Source organism: Eggerthella sp. BIOML-A1 (genome assembly GCF_009875595.1).
Classification (GTDB): domain Bacteria; phylum Actinomycetota; class Coriobacteriia; order Coriobacteriales; family Eggerthellaceae; genus Eggerthella; species Eggerthella lenta.
Window position 1 is genome coordinate 103,808 of the sequence record NZ_WWRZ01000007.1, and the last position, 15,727, is coordinate 119,534.

Consider the following 15,727-nt stretch of genomic DNA (forward strand, 5'->3'; position numbering starts at 1 on the left):
AGGCAACCCCCGGGCGGCTCGATCACGTTTAGACAAGGACTGGAAACATGGCAGACAAAACCGCTTCCGGTTCCGGCGGATCATCAGCCCAGGACAGCTCGAAAAAAGTTGGCCTGATCGGCCTGGTAGGCATCGTCATCAGCGCCATGATCGGCGGAGGCATCTACAACCTCCCCCAGAACATGGCCGCAGACGCCTCCGCAGGAGCCATCATCATCGCCTGGGTCGTCACCGGCATCGGCATCTGGTTCATCGCGAACACGTTCCGCATCCTGTCGGCCGCGCGACCCGAGCTCACGAACGGCCTGTACACGTACGCCGAGAAAGGCTTCGGCAAGCTGATCGGTTTCTTCGTGGCGTACGGCTACTGGATTTGCAACTGCTTCGCGCTTGTTGCCTACTCAGTGCTCGTCATGGCCACGCTGAACTACTTCGTGCCCGACTTCACGGGCGGCAATAACATTCCGTCCATCATCGGCGGCTCCATCATCACGTGGATCATGTACCTGCTGGCCCTGCGCGGCGCGAAGTCCACGAGCTTCCTGAACATCATCGGCACCATCGGCAAGCTGCTGCCCGTGATCATCTTCATCCTGGCCGTTGCCACCGTGTTCAAGTTCTCGGTGTTCATGGAAGGCTTCTGGGGCATGAAAGACGGCGTGGCATTGACCTTGGACTTCAGCAACGTCATGCCTCAGGTTTCGTCCACGATGCTGGTCACGCTGTGGCTGTTCCTGGGCATCGAGGGCGCCGTGGTCGTATCGGGCAAGGCGAAATCGCAGGCTGCAGTGCGCAAAGCAACCACCATCGGCTTCCTCGTCACGCTGGCGCTCTACATCGTCGTGTCGCTTCTGCCCCTCGGCGTGTACTCGCAAGCGGAAGTCGGCAGCATGGCCGACCCGTCTATGGCGGCCATCATGCTGAAGTCGTTCGGAAAATGGGGCGAGATCATGGTGAACGCCGGCGTGATCGTCTCGGTGCTGAGCTCCTGGCTCGTCTGGATGCTCATGCTGGGCGAGATGCCGCTGGCCGCCTCCAAAAGCGGCATCTTCCCCAAAATGTTCGTGAAGGAGAACAAGAACGGCTCGCCGTCCACATCCCTTCTGTGGACCACTATCGTCGTGCAGGTGGTGCTCATCATCTCGTTCTTCATAGGCAACAACGCCTGGACCACGATGATCAGCATCACCAGCGTCATGGCGCTTCCGTGCTACTTCTTCTGCACGATGTTCCTGTTCAAGATCGCCGTCAAGAAGGAGTACCCGTCCGGCATCTTCGCCAGCCGCGGCATGGCCGTGTTCACGGGCGCGGCCGGTTCGCTGTACGGACTGTGGCTTATCTACGCGGCCGGCCTGAACTACCTCATGGTGGCCTGCATCGTGTACGCCATCGGCCTGCCGCTGTACATCGTGGGCGTGCGCCAGCACGACCGACAGGCGAAGCTGTTCGAGAAGCGGTCGGACAAGGTCATCCTGGCCGTGGTGCTGGCGCTCGGCATCGCCGGCCTTATCTACTCGGTCATCACGTTCGGAAACATACATATCTAGAGCGCGCACGATTGCGATCGTCGCGAAGCCCGAGGCCGCTTTCGGCCCCGGGCTTTTTTGGTCGTCTTGCACATCAGACCCGATTCGTCGAAAACGCTGCGGCTTTACCTTCCCTTTACACGGGCTTTACCGAATCTTAAGCGGTCTGAATATCCTCCATCGATCGGTGTACGACCCGAGGATTCCCCTGCGAATACGCCATGCTGTTCACATTGGAAACCGAAAGGGAGTCATCCGTGAAGGGCTTTACCGAACTCATCGTCAACTCCGTCCGCGGGTTCTGCATGGCCCTGGCCGACAGCGTGCCCGGGGTGTCGGGCGGTACCGTCGCCTTCCTGCTGGGCTTTTACGACCGGTTCATCGGCTCGCTGGACGACCTGTTCCACGGCGCGAGGGCTGCGCGCTTCGCAGCCGTGCGCTTCCTGCTGAAGCTGGGCGCAGGTTGGGCGATCGGGTTCGGGCTGTCGGCGCTCGTGCTGACCAGTTTCTTCGATACGCACATCTACGAGGTCAGCTCGCTGTTCATGGGATTCATCGTGTTCGCCATCCCCATCGTCGTGCGCGAGGAGCTGGACGCATTGCGTAAACGGCTGCCGTACCTCGCGTTCGCCGTCGTGGGCGTCGCATTCGTCGTGGCAGTGACGCTGCTGAGCCCCGTGAGCGGAGAGGGCATCGACGTTGCGGCGAAGAGCCTCGACCTCGGCCTGGTGGCGTACGTGTTCCTGGCGGCGATGGCGGCCATCTCCGCAATGGTGCTGCCGGGCATATCGGGCTCCACGCTGCTGCTGATCTTCGGGCTGTACGTGCCCATCATGGGTGCGGTGCGCGCGACGATGGGGCTCGATCTGTCCTACCTGCCTATCCTGATGGTGTTCGCGGCGGGCATCGCATGCGGCATGCTTCTGTTCGTCCGACTCATCAGAATGTGCCTCGAGCGCTTCCGCTCGCAGACCATCTACGCCATCATCGGCATGATGCTGGGGTCGCTGTTCTCCATCACGCAAGGGCCGCTCACGCTGAGCGAGCCGCAGCCGGCCATGAGCCTCGACACGTTCAGCATCGCGTTCTTCCTCATCGGCGGCGCCGTGGTCGGCGGGCTCCAGCTGCTCAGGTCGCGCTTGGAGGAACCCGCCGAGGGCTAACGCGCTACGACGCCCGCATCGGACAGCCGCAACGCGGCATGGAAGTCGATGCCGGGAAGGCTCGCCGGCTTCGCCATGCTAGCTCGCCGCTTGGACAGCTTCGCGCAAACGCGCGAGATCATCGTCATCGGGATGGCTCGCCGCTTCGTCGAAGTTCTCGATGAGCTGATGCATGCGCGCAGCCTGCTCGGGCTTGGCCTCGGCGGTTTGCGCGTAGCGGGCGCGAACGCTGGCGGGCATGCGGCCCTGGCACATGAACGTGCCCGCGATCCGCGCCGATTCGGGCAGATGCACCGCCACGCGCGCCATGACGCCCGCGAAGTACGTCTCGTCGGCTCCGAACCCGGCCGTCCCGAACAGGAACACGTCCTTGTCCGCGAGCGAGGCCAGAACCTCGGCCAACTCGTCGCCGCAATCGCCACGGTTCGTCCAGAACCCTGCGTACACGCGGTCGGCCTGCGCGACGGCGGCGCGATCCACCTCGTCCACCCGACCGAACGCAAGGCGCCCTTCGCTCGGCAGCGCGGCGGCCACCGCCCGCGCCAATGCCTCGGTATTCCCGGTGCGGCTGTCGTACACGATCGCGTAGCTCATAAGCGTTCCTTCCCTACATGCCTCGGCGCGGGCGCCGCATTCGAATCAGCTTGTTATACGCCCGTCCGACCCCGCTGTAAACCCCGTTATACTGAAACGAGAGAATCCAACGGGCGCAAGCGCCCTGCAAGCGAGGAGGCTTCTATGCGAGCGGTGGTTCAGCGCGTGTCGAACGCGCGGGTAGATATCGACGGCGCGACGGCGGGCAGCATCGGGCGCGGGCTGCTCATCCTGCTAGGCGTGGGTCACGACGACAGCGAGGAGCAGGCCGAACGCCTCTGGAGCAAGATCGCGCGCCTGCGCATCTTCGAGGACGCCGAGGGCAAGACGAACCTGTCGCTAGCCGACGTGGGCGGCGAAGTGCTGGTCGTGTCGCAGTTCACCCTGTTCGCGAACTGCAGACGAGGCAACCGCCCCTCGTTCACCGAGGCGGGCGCGCCCGACGAGGCGAACCGGCTGTACGAATGGTTCGTCGAACGCGCGCGCCGCGACGTGCCTCGCGTGGAAACGGGGCGCTTCGGCGCTTACATGGACGTGAGCCTGACCAACGACGGTCCGTTCACGCTGTGGCTCGACACCGACGCGCTCTAGCGCGACGATGCGACGATGCTCCGGCGCGCTGTCGCGCTAGAGCAGCGCCCGCTCCCACTCGACCTCTTTGAAGCCGACCAGCACGAAGTCGTCGCCCACCACCAGCGGGCGCTTCACCATCATGCCGTTCTCGGCCAACAGCGCGTAGGCGTCCGCGTCGCTCATGCCGGCATCCAGCAGGGCCTTTACGTTGCGCTCGCGGTACAGCATGCCGCCGGTGTTGAAGAAACGGCGCAGCGGCAGTCCGCTTTTCGCATGCCAAGCGGCCAGCTCGTCGGACGTCGGGTTGTCCTCCACGATGTGGCGGTCAGCGTACGCCACGCCGTGCGCGTCGAGCCACGCCTTAGCCTTCTTGCAAGTGGAGCACTTCGGATATTCGATGAACAGCACGTCCGCCATGGGTTTCTCCTTCGCGTTGCAGCCTTCGTATCCCGCTCATCATACCAGAGCGGCCTCAAGCAGCCGCAAAGCGAAGCGAACGGGCGCCGCATGCCTCGGCGGCGGAATGTCTCAAGTGAAACATTCGCTCGCTTCGATCCTGCCGGAAACGGCGAAGGACGTCCGAGGCGAAGCAGACGCGCACGTCGATCAAACGTACAAATGTTTCACGTGAAACATCGTAACCGCCTTCGGTTGCAAAAGGGTCATCGTTCGCGCAGGCTCGGCTTGGTATACTGAAGGCATACAGACGGAAAGGCGGCTCATGATCTTCTACTTCACCGGCACCGGCAATTCGCTCGCGGCGGCGCAGACCATCGCGCGCGCAACGGACGACCTGCTCGTCGACATCGGCGCGGCCTACAAGTACAAGGACTTCGACTTCACGCTCGCGCAAGGCGAGCAGCTGGGCTTCGTCTTCCCCGTCTACAACTACACCACGCCGCCCATCATCGATGCGTTCCTCAAGCGAGCCCGCTTCCGCACGGGCAACAAGGAAACCTTCACGCCCGACTATTGCTTCGCCGTGATCAGCTGCGGCGCGTTCGTGGGCAGCACGGCGCGCGTCTTCGGCAAGCGCCTGTTGGACGCGCAGGGCATCAACCTCGACGCCTCGTTCAGCGTGAAATCGGTGGGCAACTGCACATACCTGTACGCGCCCGCCCAAGGCGAGAAGCGCAAGCGCCTGCTTGCCGGCGCGGAACTTGCCGCGCGCGAGACGGCAAATCGCATCGCAGCCCGCGAGCACGTGCGCGCCGAGCACCGCAATCCCCTAGGCATCGTGCTGTCCAAGTTCACCGAAAAGGACGAGAAGCCGCGATCCACCTCGGAGTTCTTCGCGCTGCCCACCTGCATCAGCTGCGGCCAGTGCGCCGACCTCTGCCCCACCAACACCATCACGATCATCGAAGGCGCGCCCCGCTGGGCCGAGCTGGGCTGCACGCAGTGCCTCGCCTGCCTGCACCGCTGCCCCGTGAACGCCATCCAGTACGGTGCGAAGACCGAGCGTCGCGGCCGCTACGTCAACCCCGTCCTCGCGAAAGCTCCCAAGCGCGCATAACGCTCCTCCCTAGCCTCGTTCAAGCAATTCCTTGAACGACCGCTCTCCCCAGCCGTCGGGCGCCTCAAGCGTCGTCGAACGGATAAGCTCCCGCAGTTCCGCCTTTCGCTCAGGCGTCAATGCACGATGCCCGCTCCTTAGGTCTTCAAGCGAGGGGAAAGCTTTCGGAAGCTCTTCGTTGTCGATGACGGCAACCATGACACGCTCCTTTCGCTTCATCGAGCATAGATGCGCAATACCGTATTACGTCAATGACGGCAGTTGATCGCATGCGCTGTCTTGACGCTTCCGTATCTATTGTTTATAGTGTGCATATCGGGTATATACACTCTACACGTTACGGAGTGGACGATGCCCGGCCGGAGGGGACGAGGAACGTGCTTGGCCTCTCCCGGCGCGAAGCGGGACGCCGCGACGCGCCACCCGAGCGCAGGGGGACGCCCCGGCGCTCGCGCACGAAACCACGAAAGGGAGCCTGAGTTGGACATCATCATCTCGAATGCGAGCGACAAGCCCATCTACGACCAGATCGTCTCGCAGATGAAGGCCCTCATCCTGACGGGTGAGCTGGGCGAAGGGCAGCAGCTGCCCTCCATCCGAGCACTGGCCGGCGACCTGCGCATCAGCGTCATCACGACCAAGCGCGCGTACGCCGAGCTGGAGCTCCAAGGCTTCATCGAGACGGTGCCCGGCAAGGGCAGCTTCGTGGCCGGCGGCAACCTCGAGCTTCTTCGCGAGGAGCGCCTTCGGCACATCGAGGAGCTGCTCGTCCAGGCCGTCGACGAAGCGCGCGGCGCGAACGTCGGCATCCCGGAGCTCCATGACATGCTCGACCTCATCGCAGAAAGTGACGACTGATGAACGACCTCCTCCGCATACGCAGCTTGTCGAAGCACTATGACGGCTTCGACCTCCGAAACGTCGACCTCACCGTGCCCGCCGGAAGCGTCGTCGGCTTCATCGGCTCGAACGGCGCCGGCAAGACGACCACCATCAAGGCCATCCTCGGCCTCATATACCCCGATGCCGGCTCCATCGAGCTGCTCGGCCAAAACGTCGGCGAACATGCCGGCAGCAAGGCGATCAAGGACGCCAAGCAACGCACGGGCGTGGTGTTCGACACCTGCTCGTTCCCCGAGGAGATGACCGTCGCCTCGGTGGGCAAGCTCATGTCGTACAGCTACGACTCCTGGAGCCCTGCCGACTTCGAGCAGCGCCTGGCACAGTTCCAGCTGCCTAAGAGCAAGACGGTGAAGGACCTCTCCCGCGGCATGAGCATGAAGCTGTCGCTGGCTTGCGCGCTGGCACACGACCCCGACCTGCTGATCCTCGACGAGGCCACCGCCGGGCTCGACCCGCTCGCCCGCGAGGAAGCGCTCAACATCCTGCGCGGCTACATGCGCGATGAGCGCCACGGCATCCTCATGTCCAGCCACATCACGAGCGACCTCGAGAAGATCGCCGATTACATTGTGTGCATCGACGCCGGTCGCATCGTGTTCGCCGTCGAGAAGGACACGATCACCGATCTGGCCGGCATCGCGCACTGCCGCGCGACCGACTACGAGCGCATCGCCGAGAGCGGCTTCTTCGCCCCCGGCGAGCTGCGCAGCATGCGCCACCCCTACGGCATCGACGTACTGGCTCCCGACCGTTTCGCGTTCGCCGAGAACTTCAAGAACATCGCCGTCGACAAGGCCGATATCGATGTCTACATGGGCATGATGCTGAAAGGAGAGGTCCGATGAAAGCCATGATCATGTCCGATCTTCTGATCGCGAAGAAATACCTGCTGCAACAGCTGGGCGTCTCCATCGCCGTGGGCATCTTCATAACCGTCATGATAGGCAACCTCTACGTCGCCGCTCCCATGGTGGGCGTGATGATCCCCTTCTCGCTGACCATCACCATCCTCGCACTTGACGAACGCGCCAACTGGCAGCAGTTCCGTCTGGCTTTGCCCATGTCGCGATCGAACGTGATCGCAGGCCGCTACGTCAGCTTCGCGCTGTTGGCGCTGCTGGGCATCGCGGCAGGCCTGCTGGTGACGCTCGTGATGGTCGCCGTCGCGCAGATCGCCCCCGGCGTTCCCCAGCTAGCCGACCTCATGGGGAACTTCTCGTGGCAGACCATGCTCTTCGCGTCCGTCGCCGGATTGGCCATCATCTTGGTCATGCTGTCCGTCACGATGCCCTTGTTCTCGCGGTTCGGCATGACGAAGGGCGTCCGCTACCTGCCGCTGCTCATCATAATCGGCGTGTTCTTCGCGTTCCAGCTCGACGGCAACGGGCCGCCGCCCGAGTTCGTCGCGAACGTGCTGAACCTGTTGGAGTCGCCCGCGGGCACCATCGCCATCGCTGCCGGAGTTCTTGCGATCACGGCCGCCGTCTACGCGATCTCAGCCGTAATCTCCACCAAGCTGTACCAGAAGCGCGAGCTCTAGCGGACGGAAAAGGAGCGCCCCATGAAGACCATGATGCTTGCCGATTTCCTCGCTTTGGCGAAATCGCTGCCGAAGAACGTGGCGCTGTGGGCGCTCCTTGCAACGGGCATATGCCTGGCAGCGGGGAACGCGACTCCCATCATCCTGCTCACCGGCTTCCCCATGTCCCACATGGTGCTCATGCCCATGCTGCTGCGCGACCAGCGGCGCGATTGGGTCGCCTTTCGCCAGGCTTTGCCGCTTTCGCGAGCAAACGTAGTGGCGGGACGCTACGCAAGCATCGCCGTCGTCGTCGCCGGATGCGTCGCTCTCGGCGTCGCAGCGTATACGACCGCTTGCATCGTCAACGCCGTTGTGCCGGGGCTTCCGCTTGTCCGCCATTTCGCCGTAGGCTTCGACGCTGCGGGCGTCGTATCGTTCGCGGCCGGCACGTTCGCCCTCACCATCGCCATGTTCAGCGTGCTGCTGCCGTTCATGTTCGCCGACAGCCACCGCAAGCTCGCCAGCTACATCCCCTTCGCCTTCATGCTCGCCCTCATGGGCTGGATCTACATATTCCGCTCCATGAACTTCGACGCGTTTCTTCCCCTCGTGGGCCGGATCGTCGTCGCCGCGCAGTCGCTGGGCGGCGCGCTCGTCGTGGGAGGATGCGTCACGGCGGCGGCGCTCGCCTTGTACGTCGTATCGGAGCGCGCGGCGGTTCGCGGGTACGCGACGCGCGACCTCTAGCCCATCTGAACCAGATCGGCCAGCGTCACGTTGTCCACGTAATCCTCGATGGCCTGGTCGAGCCCACGCCAGAAATTGATGGCCACGCACTGATCGCGGCGCGGACACGCCTCCGCGCCGTCTTCGAGGCATGACACCGGCGCGCAGCTGCCCTCGGTGGCGCGCAAGACGTCTCCCGCAGTGATCTGATCAGCCGGACGCGCCAACAGATACCCGCCGCTCACGCCGCGCACGCTTTTGAGAACGCCCGCCTTCACCAGCGCCCCGCCCAGCTGTTCGAGGTATTTGACGGACAGATCCTCCCGCTCGGCCGCTTGCCGCATGGTGACCAGCGCGCCGGCTTCCCCTTGTCGTGCGATGTCGATCATGAGCCGCAACGCATAGCGTCCCCGTGTCGATATCATCATGTTCGTCGCACCGTCCTTCGATGGTGTTACCGGCCTTGCCGCACGCGACGGCCGCACCCTTCTCGTTCGTGTCGTTTTCAAAAGTATAGCCCATCGTTTACCTGATAGAACACGCCTTTCTTGCAGGAATGTAAGGATGGGGCAAGCGGTCGGTAAGGCGGCGTTAAGAACCGCTTGGTATAACGTAGTGGGGAGTTTTCCTCTACAGAAAGGTGGAAACCATGAAAGGAACGGCGCATCGTGCATCGACGGCGCATCCAGCCATCACGTTCATCGGGCGCCTCGCCCTGGCGGCGCTCATCCTCGTCGTGCTCGTGGAAGTGTACTTTCTTGCACGCGGGTTCAACCTGTACCGCGAAGCGATCGAGGAAGCCGGCCTCGACGAGATGGCCGCATCCATCCAGAGCAGCGAGTCGTTCACGCCCATCGACGAGCTGCCGGACCTGTACCTGCAGGCCGTCGTGGCCGTGGAGGATCATCGGTTCTACGCCCATCCCGGCTTCGATGCCATCGCCACGGCGCGCGCCCTCGTGAACGACCTCAAAGCGGGCGCCATCGTGGAAGGCGGCAGCACCATCACCCAGCAGCTGGCGAAGAACCAGTACTTCACCCAAGAGCAGACCGTCGAGCGCAAGATAGCCGAAGTGTTCATGGCGCTGACGATGGAGCAGCACTTCTCGAAGCGCACTATCCTGGAGCTATACGTGAACTCCATCTACTTCGGCGACGGCTACGAGGGCATCGGCAGTGCGAGCTGGGGTTATTTCGGCAAAGCCCCCAGCGCGCTCGATGCCGACGAATGCACGCTGCTGGCCGGCATCCCGAACGCGCCGAGCGTGTACGCGCTGTCTCAGAACCCTGGCCTCGCGCGCGAGCGCCAGCAGGAAGTGTTGCGGAAGCTCGTATCCTACGACTACCTCGGGCAGGACGCAGCACAGCACATTCTGGGAAACCTGCGCGCGCTGGCCGCATGACGCGCCGTCCCATCGATCCGCTCGCGCCGAACACCGCGTCAGAGCGGTGCACGCCTTGCATGCAGGTTCTGTAGTCGTCGTAGCGCCGACGGGTTCGCGCGCACGGACGACGGGGGCTTTGGTAGGATAAACCGCATGAAACGATTCAAAACCACCGTTGCAGCCGCCCTGACCGCCGTCGCCCTGCTGGGATCGCTCGGCTTCACGGCGGCATGCGGCCCCGAAGATGCAGCGGAGCCCGCGGCGCAGGCATACGTGAGCCCCTACGATTGGAGCGGACTCGAACGTTCGGGCGACCGCCTGGCTTTCCGCGAGAACGGCGAGGTGCGCTCCCAGTTAGGCGTGGACGTGTCCGACCATCAAGGCGCCATCGACTGGAGCGCTGTGGCGAGCGACGGCGTGGACTTCGCCTTCGTGCGCGTGGGCAACCGCGGCTACACCGAGGGCGCGCTGTACGCCGATACCCGATACGCCGAGAATATCGACAATGCGACGAGCGCGGGCCTCGATGTGGGCGCGTACTTCTTCTCGCAAGCCGTCAGCGTCGAAGAGGCGCGCGAAGAAGCCGAGTTCGTGCTGCGGCTGCTGGCCGGCCGTTACCTGGCGCTGCCCGTGGCGTACGACCACGAGCCCGTCGCCGACGGCGCGGGTCGTGCGAACAACATGGACCGCGAAACGCTCACCGCGTGCGCGCGGGCGTTCTGCGAACGCCTCGAGCAGGGCGGCTACGAGACGATGATCTACGGCAACAGCGGCGATATGGCGCGCTACGACCGCGCAGATCTGGGCGGGCGTCCCGTCTGGTTCGCCGAGTACGACGCTGCCGAGCCGCACGCGCAGTTCGACTTCGCCATCTGGCAGTACACCAACGGCGGTTCCGTGGCCGGCATCGGCACCGCCGTCGACCTCAACCTTCTGCTGCCGCCCGCGAAGTAAAACCCGCCCTTGGCACGTTCATCGGTTCGTGATACACTGGCCGTCACTTTTCGCTCGAAATCATGAGGAGCATGCTCGATGGCTGGTCGCCTTTTCCGCTAAATCGCTCAGTCGATTTGCGATTCATCCCCGCGCCGCGCGTTCGCGCAACGCATAGTTGCCGCTTCGGCGGCCTTCTTCCATCTAGAATTGGTAGCGCAACCGCGTTCGCTACCTCACACTGACGTTCATCCGACCATCTCGTTCTATAGGAGCTATCCATGACTGCATCGACCGCGCCCCTGAGCGCAGCCGGTCGCGAGCTGCCGAAGCGCTGGCTTGCGATCATCGCCACCATCTGGGGCGGACAAGCCGCTTCCATGATCACCAGCTACGCCGCGGGATACGCCGTGGTGTGGTACATCACCGAGACTACGGGCAGCGCCATCATGCTGGCCGCGGCCGCCATCTGCGCGTATCTGCCGCAAGGACTGCTGTCGCCCTTCGGCGGCGTCATCGCCGACAAGCACAACCGCAAGACGGTCATGATCGTGGCCGACCTCTCGGTGGGCATCGTGTCGCTGGGGCTGGGCATCGTCATCCTGTTCGGGCAGGTATCGTTTCCGCTGCTCATGATCCTCGTCATCGTGCGCAGCATCGGACAGGCCTTCCACGGCCCCGCCATGATGGCCGCCATGCCGCTGCTCGTGCCCGAGAAGCACCTGCTGCGCATCAACACGCTCGACCAGCTGCTCATGTCCGTCGCGTCCATCGGCGCCCCCGCGTTCGGCATCTTCCTGTACACCACCATCGGGTTCCACTCCGTGATGTTCCTCGACTTCGCCGGAGCACTCGTGGCCGTGGCGGGGCTTGCGCTGGCGAAGATCCCCACCGTCGCCGATGAGACCGCCGAGAACCAGCACGTGCTGGCGAACCTTCGCGACGGCTGGAAAGCGCTGTCGGCAACCCGCGGGCTCGTCATCCTCATCGCCGGCATCACCATCGGCATGATGGCGTTCGCCCCGCTGGGCGCCATCTTCCCGCTTATGACGTACGACCACTTCGGCGGTGACGGCTACATGGCGTCCGTCGTGGAAGCCGCGTTCGGCGTAGGGATGATCGCGGGGTCCATCGTGCTCATGGCCTGGGGCGGCGGCAAGCGCCTGGCCGGACTCATCGCGGTGGCCTCCCTCATCGTGGGTGTCACCACCACGGCGTGCGGATTCCTCGCCCCCACCATGTTCTGGGCGTTCGTAGCGTTGTGCGCCGTCATGGCACTGGCATGCTCCTGGTTCAACGGACCGCTGATCACGCTCATCCAGCGCAACGTGCCCGAGGAGAAGACGGGCCGCGCGCTGGGCCTGGCCATGGCCGCCATGGGACTGGCCTCCCCCGTGGGCATCGCCATCGGCGGCGTGGCCGCCGAAGCTATGGGCGTAGCAGCGTTTTTCGTGGCGGACGGCCTCGTATGCATTGCGCTGGGACTGACCGTGTACCTGTTCAAGAGCGTGCGCGCCCTCGATCATGACGAGCCGCACGTCCTGCGCGACAGCGCGGCCGAGGCGAACGCGGAGATCGGAGCAGTCTCGGAAGAGGGCTAGCGGCTCTCTTTTGCTCGAGACATCGAAACGGGGGCTGTCCGACACTGTCGAGCAGCCCCCGTTTTCGCCGAGTTAGGGAGGGTTGGCGTTTGGTGCAGCTTTACGGCTTCATGCCGGAGCCGCCCTGCACCATGATGGTGTCGCCCGTTACGAACGAGGCATCGGGACTGGCCAGGAACACGCACACGCGTCCTACGTCCTTCTCCGCGTCGCCGAAGCGTCCGAGCGGGATCGCCTTCACGTTCTTCTCGTACATCTCGGGCTCGCGCTCGCGCCATTCCTCGAGCGCCTTCGTCATGACGATGGGGCATACGATGTTCACGTTGATGTTGTCGGGACCCCACTCCGATGCGGCCACGCGGCTCATGCCCCGGATGCCCTCTTTCGCCGCAGCGTAGGAGCTCTGTCCTGGATTGCCGCCGATGCCCGCGCCGGAAGCGAAGTTGATGACGGATCCCGCCGTCTCCTTCAGGTAAGGGTAGGCATGCTTCATGTAGAAGAACGTCGCGTACAGGCCGGATCGAACCGCCAGGTCGAAGTCCTCCTCCGAATGCTGGACCAGCGTCAATCCCGACGCCGATGCCTGCGCGTTGTTGATCAGGACGTCGATGCGCCCGCCGAAGTGCTCGGCGCCCGCTTCGACCGCCGCCCGCACCTCCTCTTCCACCGATCCGTTCGCGAGAATCGTGAACACTTCGGAGCCGAAATCGCGCTCAAGCTCCTCCTTTGCCGCTTCCAGACCGCCGGGGAACAGGTCGGTGAGGATGAACTTCGCACCCTCGGTGGCGAATGCGCGCTCGATACCCCGAGCGATACCGCCGCCACCGCCGGTGATCAGCACCACCTTGTCCTTCAAGCCCATGTCCATGCTTTCTCCTTCGATTCGCCTGCACAGCCTGCCCCGTATGGTACCGTGGCGCGCATGCGGGCATGCTATCGCGCCCTGAGAACTCAAAGACGTGTTCGGCCAGCGGCTTTTCCACCCGAAGCGATCGCGTCGAGCGGCGCGCTTCACGCGACGAGCGGCCTCTCGGGCAACCTCACGACCTTCGGGCGCTGCCGTATGCGGCGTTCTTTCGATTGCCGTACGCGCTGCCTTTGCGGGCGTTCTTCTTGAGATCCTTCAACACGTCGTCCTCGCTGCCGCCCTCCACCTGGACGCGCAGCTTGACCACCTGGTCGCGCAGGCGGGCGGCTTCCTCGAAGTCCATGCTTTGGGATGCCGAGGCCATGTCGTCCTCCATCGACTGGATGATGCGCAGCACCTCTTCGCGCGACAGCTCGGCAAGCTCCTTGTTCACCTGCTCGGCCGTGGTGCCGCCCATCTCGTCGGTGACGTAGCTCATGATGTCGTTGATGGCCTTGCGGATGGTCTGCGGCTCGATGCCGTGCTCCTCGTTATACTTCATCTGGATGGCGCGGCGGCGCTTCGTCTCGTCGATGGCCAGCGCCATGGAATCCGTCATCTTGTCGGCATACATGATCACTTGACCCGAAACGTTTCGCGCCGCACGCCCGATGGTCTGGATGAGCGAGCGGTGGTTGCGCAGGAAACCTTCCTTGTCGGCATCCAAGATGGCGACGAGCGATACCTCCGGCAGGTCCAGGCCCTCGCGCAAAAGGTTGATGCCCACCAGCACGTCGAACTCGCCGCGGCGCAAATCGCGCAGGATCTCGACGCGCTCGAGCGTGGCGATGTCGGAGTGCATGTAGCGAGCCTTCACTCCCTGGTCCAGCAGGTGATCCGTCAAGTCCTCGGCCATCTTCTTCGTCAGCGTGGTGATGAGCACGCGCTCATCGCGCGCAGCTCGCTCCTTCGACTCGTCGATGATGTCGTCGATCTGCGATGCCGAGCCGCGCACGATGATCTCGGGATCCAGCAGGCCGGTGGGGCGGATGATCTGCTCCACCTGCTGCTGCGACACCTTCTGCTCGTAGTCGCCCGGCGTGGCCGACACGTACACGAACTGCGGGATGCGATCCTCGAACTCGTCGAAGCGCAGCGGACGGTTGTCCAGGCAGCTGGGCAGACGGAAGCCGTGCTCGGCCAATGTGATCTTGCGCGAGCGGTCGCCCTCGTGCATGCCGCGGATCTGCGGAACCGTCACGTGGCTCTCGTCGATGATGCAGAAGAAGTCTTTCGGGAAATAGTCGATCAGCGTGTAGGGCGGCTCTCCCGGCTCGCGTCCGTCCATGTGGCGCGAGTAATTCTCGATGCCCGAGCAGAAGTTCATCGTCTCCAGCATCTCGAGGTCGTAGTTCACGCGCATCTCGAGGCGCTGCGCCTCCAGCAGCTTGCCTTCCTCCTTGAACTGCTGCAAGCGCTCGCGCAGTTCGTCGCGGATGGTGCCCAGCGCGCGATCCATCTTCGGACGCGCGGTCACGTAGTGGGAGGCCGGCCAGATAGGCAGAGCCTCGAACTCGCTCAGCACTTCGCCCGTCACGTTGTCGATCTCGGTGATGGACTCGATCTCGTCGCCCCAGAACTCGATGCGGATCGGATGGTCGGCGTAAGGCGGGAACACATCGAGCGCATCGCCGCGCACGCGGAACGTGCCGCGCTTCTGCTCGTAGTCGTTGCGGTCGTACTGGATATCGATGAGCTCATGGATGACCTGGTCGCGATCCATGTCCTTCTGCTTGTCCACGAACACGGCCATGCCGGCGTAGTCCATCGGGCTGCCAATGCCGTAGATGCACGACACCGACGCCACCACGATGCAATCGCGCCGCGACAGCAAAGCCGACGTGGCCGCATGACGCAGTTTCTCCACCTCTTCGTTGATGGACGCGTCCTTCTCGATGAACGTGTCCGACGAGGGCACGTACGCCTCGGGCTGGTAGTAATCGTAGTACGACACGAAGTACACCACGGCGTTGTCAGGAAAGAACTCCTTCAGCTCGCTGGCCAGCTGCGCCGCCAGCGTCTTGTTCGGAGCCATGACCAGCGTGGGCTTCTGCACGGCCTCGATGACCTTCGCCATGGTGAACGTCTTGCCGGAACCGGTGACGCCCAGCAGGTTCTGATAGCGCAAGCCCTCCTTGACGCCGGTCGCCAGCTTCTCGATGGCCTGCGGCTGATCGCCCGCCGGCTCGTACGGAGACACCACTTTGAACGGCGTGGAGGCAAGACGAACCTCGGGCAGCTTGCCCTCCATCTCGATGCCTTCGATATTGGAAAGATGAGCCATGCTGCTCCTTCCGAACAACAGCGGAGCACCGACGCGTCGGAGCCGCGCAACGTAAAACTTCGCAGGAAATCCAGTGTATCACAGCATCTGTAACA

At 63.6% G+C, this 15,727-nt stretch carries 17 protein-coding genes; 11 read left to right on the forward strand and 6 right to left on the reverse strand.

Going from position 1 to position 15,727, the window contains the following annotated elements:
- The first annotated feature begins 47 nt into the window (after positions 1–47).
- Both GT590_RS10545 and GT590_RS10550 read left to right on the forward strand, forming a co-directional pair.
- Positions 48–1,547, forward strand: a complete 1,500-nt coding sequence (locus tag GT590_RS10545) for a basic amino acid/polyamine antiporter (RefSeq protein ID WP_161171079.1) — start codon at positions 48–50, stop codon at positions 1,545–1,547.
- 236 nt (positions 1,548–1,783) lie between these two features.
- A complete protein-coding gene (locus GT590_RS10550; protein ID WP_086415056.1) occupies positions 1,784–2,689 on the forward strand; it encodes a DUF368 domain-containing protein in 906 nt (301 codons plus the stop codon).
- Between the two features lie 78 nt (positions 2,690–2,767).
- On the opposite strand, the gene bilS is transcribed toward GT590_RS10550, so the two are convergent.
- Complete coding sequence (gene bilS, locus GT590_RS10555) at positions 2,768–3,283, reverse strand: flavodoxin family protein BilS (protein WP_021410331.1); 516 nt, start codon at positions 3,281–3,283, stop codon at positions 2,768–2,770.
- 144 nt (positions 3,284–3,427) lie between these two features.
- Here bilS and dtd point away from each other — a divergent pair, with 144 nt between their 5' ends.
- Positions 3,428–3,874: a D-aminoacyl-tRNA deacylase gene (dtd, locus tag GT590_RS10560; RefSeq protein ID WP_009306631.1), complete on the forward strand. Its 447-nt coding sequence runs from the start codon at positions 3,428–3,430 to the stop codon at positions 3,872–3,874.
- A 36-nt stretch (positions 3,875–3,910) separates the two neighbouring features.
- Here dtd and GT590_RS10565 read toward each other — a convergent pair whose 3' ends face one another.
- Positions 3,911–4,273 (reverse strand): arsenate reductase family protein, encoded by a 363-nt coding sequence (locus GT590_RS10565; protein WP_009306632.1) that lies wholly within the window; start codon positions 4,271–4,273, stop codon positions 3,911–3,913.
- Between the two features lie 304 nt (positions 4,274–4,577).
- Between GT590_RS10565 and GT590_RS10570 the strand changes: the two genes are divergently transcribed.
- Positions 4,578–5,372 carry an EFR1 family ferrodoxin gene (locus tag GT590_RS10570; protein ID WP_009306633.1) on the forward strand — a complete coding sequence of 265 codons (795 nt, stop codon included), beginning with the start codon at positions 4,578–4,580 and terminating at the stop codon, positions 5,370–5,372.
- A 9-nt stretch (positions 5,373–5,381) separates the two neighbouring features.
- Here GT590_RS10570 and GT590_RS10575 read toward each other — a convergent pair whose 3' ends face one another.
- On the reverse strand, positions 5,382–5,570 hold the full coding sequence (locus GT590_RS10575) for a hypothetical protein (RefSeq protein WP_009609382.1): 189 nt from the start codon (positions 5,568–5,570) through the stop codon (positions 5,382–5,384).
- Between the two features lie 282 nt (positions 5,571–5,852).
- On the opposite strand from GT590_RS10575, the gene GT590_RS10580 reads away from it, so the two are divergent.
- From GT590_RS10580 to GT590_RS10595, 4 genes are read left to right on the forward strand one after another with little or no spacing between them, the layout of a single operon-like run.
- The gene (locus GT590_RS10580) at positions 5,853–6,230 is read left to right on the forward strand and encodes a GntR family transcriptional regulator (protein WP_009306635.1); all 378 of its coding nucleotides are present in this window, start codon (positions 5,853–5,855) and stop codon (positions 6,228–6,230) included.
- Positions 6,230–7,120 carry an ABC transporter ATP-binding protein gene (locus tag GT590_RS10585; protein WP_114551025.1) on the forward strand — a complete coding sequence of 297 codons (891 nt, stop codon included), beginning with the start codon at positions 6,230–6,232 and terminating at the stop codon, positions 7,118–7,120. Before GT590_RS10580 ends, GT590_RS10585 begins: the two co-directional genes overlap by 1 nt.
- Positions 7,117–7,815: an ABC-2 transporter permease gene (locus tag GT590_RS10590; RefSeq protein WP_009306637.1), complete on the forward strand. Its 699-nt coding sequence runs from the start codon at positions 7,117–7,119 to the stop codon at positions 7,813–7,815. Before GT590_RS10585 ends, GT590_RS10590 begins: the two co-directional genes overlap by 4 nt.
- Before the next feature lie 21 nt (positions 7,816–7,836).
- A complete protein-coding gene (locus tag GT590_RS10595) occupies positions 7,837–8,544 on the forward strand; it encodes an ABC-2 transporter permease (protein ID WP_009306638.1) in 708 nt (235 codons plus the stop codon).
- On the opposite strand, the gene GT590_RS10600 is transcribed toward GT590_RS10595, so the two are convergent.
- Positions 8,541–8,951 (reverse strand): Rrf2 family transcriptional regulator, encoded by a 411-nt coding sequence (locus GT590_RS10600; RefSeq protein ID WP_009306639.1) that lies wholly within the window; start codon positions 8,949–8,951, stop codon positions 8,541–8,543. The two genes, GT590_RS10595 and GT590_RS10600, sit on opposite strands and share 4 nt — an antisense overlap.
- Before the next feature lie 221 nt (positions 8,952–9,172).
- On the opposite strand from GT590_RS10600, the gene GT590_RS10605 reads away from it, so the two are divergent.
- From GT590_RS10605 to GT590_RS10615, 3 genes are all read left to right on the forward strand, one after another.
- Positions 9,173–9,925 (forward strand): biosynthetic peptidoglycan transglycosylase, encoded by a 753-nt coding sequence (locus GT590_RS10605; protein ID WP_009306640.1) that lies wholly within the window; start codon positions 9,173–9,175, stop codon positions 9,923–9,925.
- 135 nt (positions 9,926–10,060) lie between these two features.
- A complete protein-coding gene (locus GT590_RS10610; RefSeq protein ID WP_009306641.1) occupies positions 10,061–10,861 on the forward strand; it encodes a glycoside hydrolase family 25 protein in 801 nt (266 codons plus the stop codon).
- Between the two features lie 260 nt (positions 10,862–11,121).
- A complete protein-coding gene (locus GT590_RS10615; RefSeq protein ID WP_009306642.1) occupies positions 11,122–12,441 on the forward strand; it encodes an MFS transporter in 1,320 nt (439 codons plus the stop codon).
- 100 nt (positions 12,442–12,541) lie between these two features.
- On the opposite strand, the gene GT590_RS10620 is transcribed toward GT590_RS10615, so the two are convergent.
- Entirely contained in the window at positions 12,542–13,309 is a 768-nt protein-coding gene (locus tag GT590_RS10620) for an SDR family NAD(P)-dependent oxidoreductase (RefSeq protein ID WP_009306643.1), read from the reverse strand.
- Positions 13,310–13,481: 172 nt separating this feature from the next.
- Positions 13,482–15,632: an excinuclease ABC subunit UvrB gene (gene uvrB / locus GT590_RS10625; RefSeq protein ID WP_009306644.1), complete on the reverse strand. Its 2,151-nt coding sequence runs from the start codon at positions 15,630–15,632 to the stop codon at positions 13,482–13,484.
- Positions 15,633–15,727: the final 95 nt, after the last annotated feature.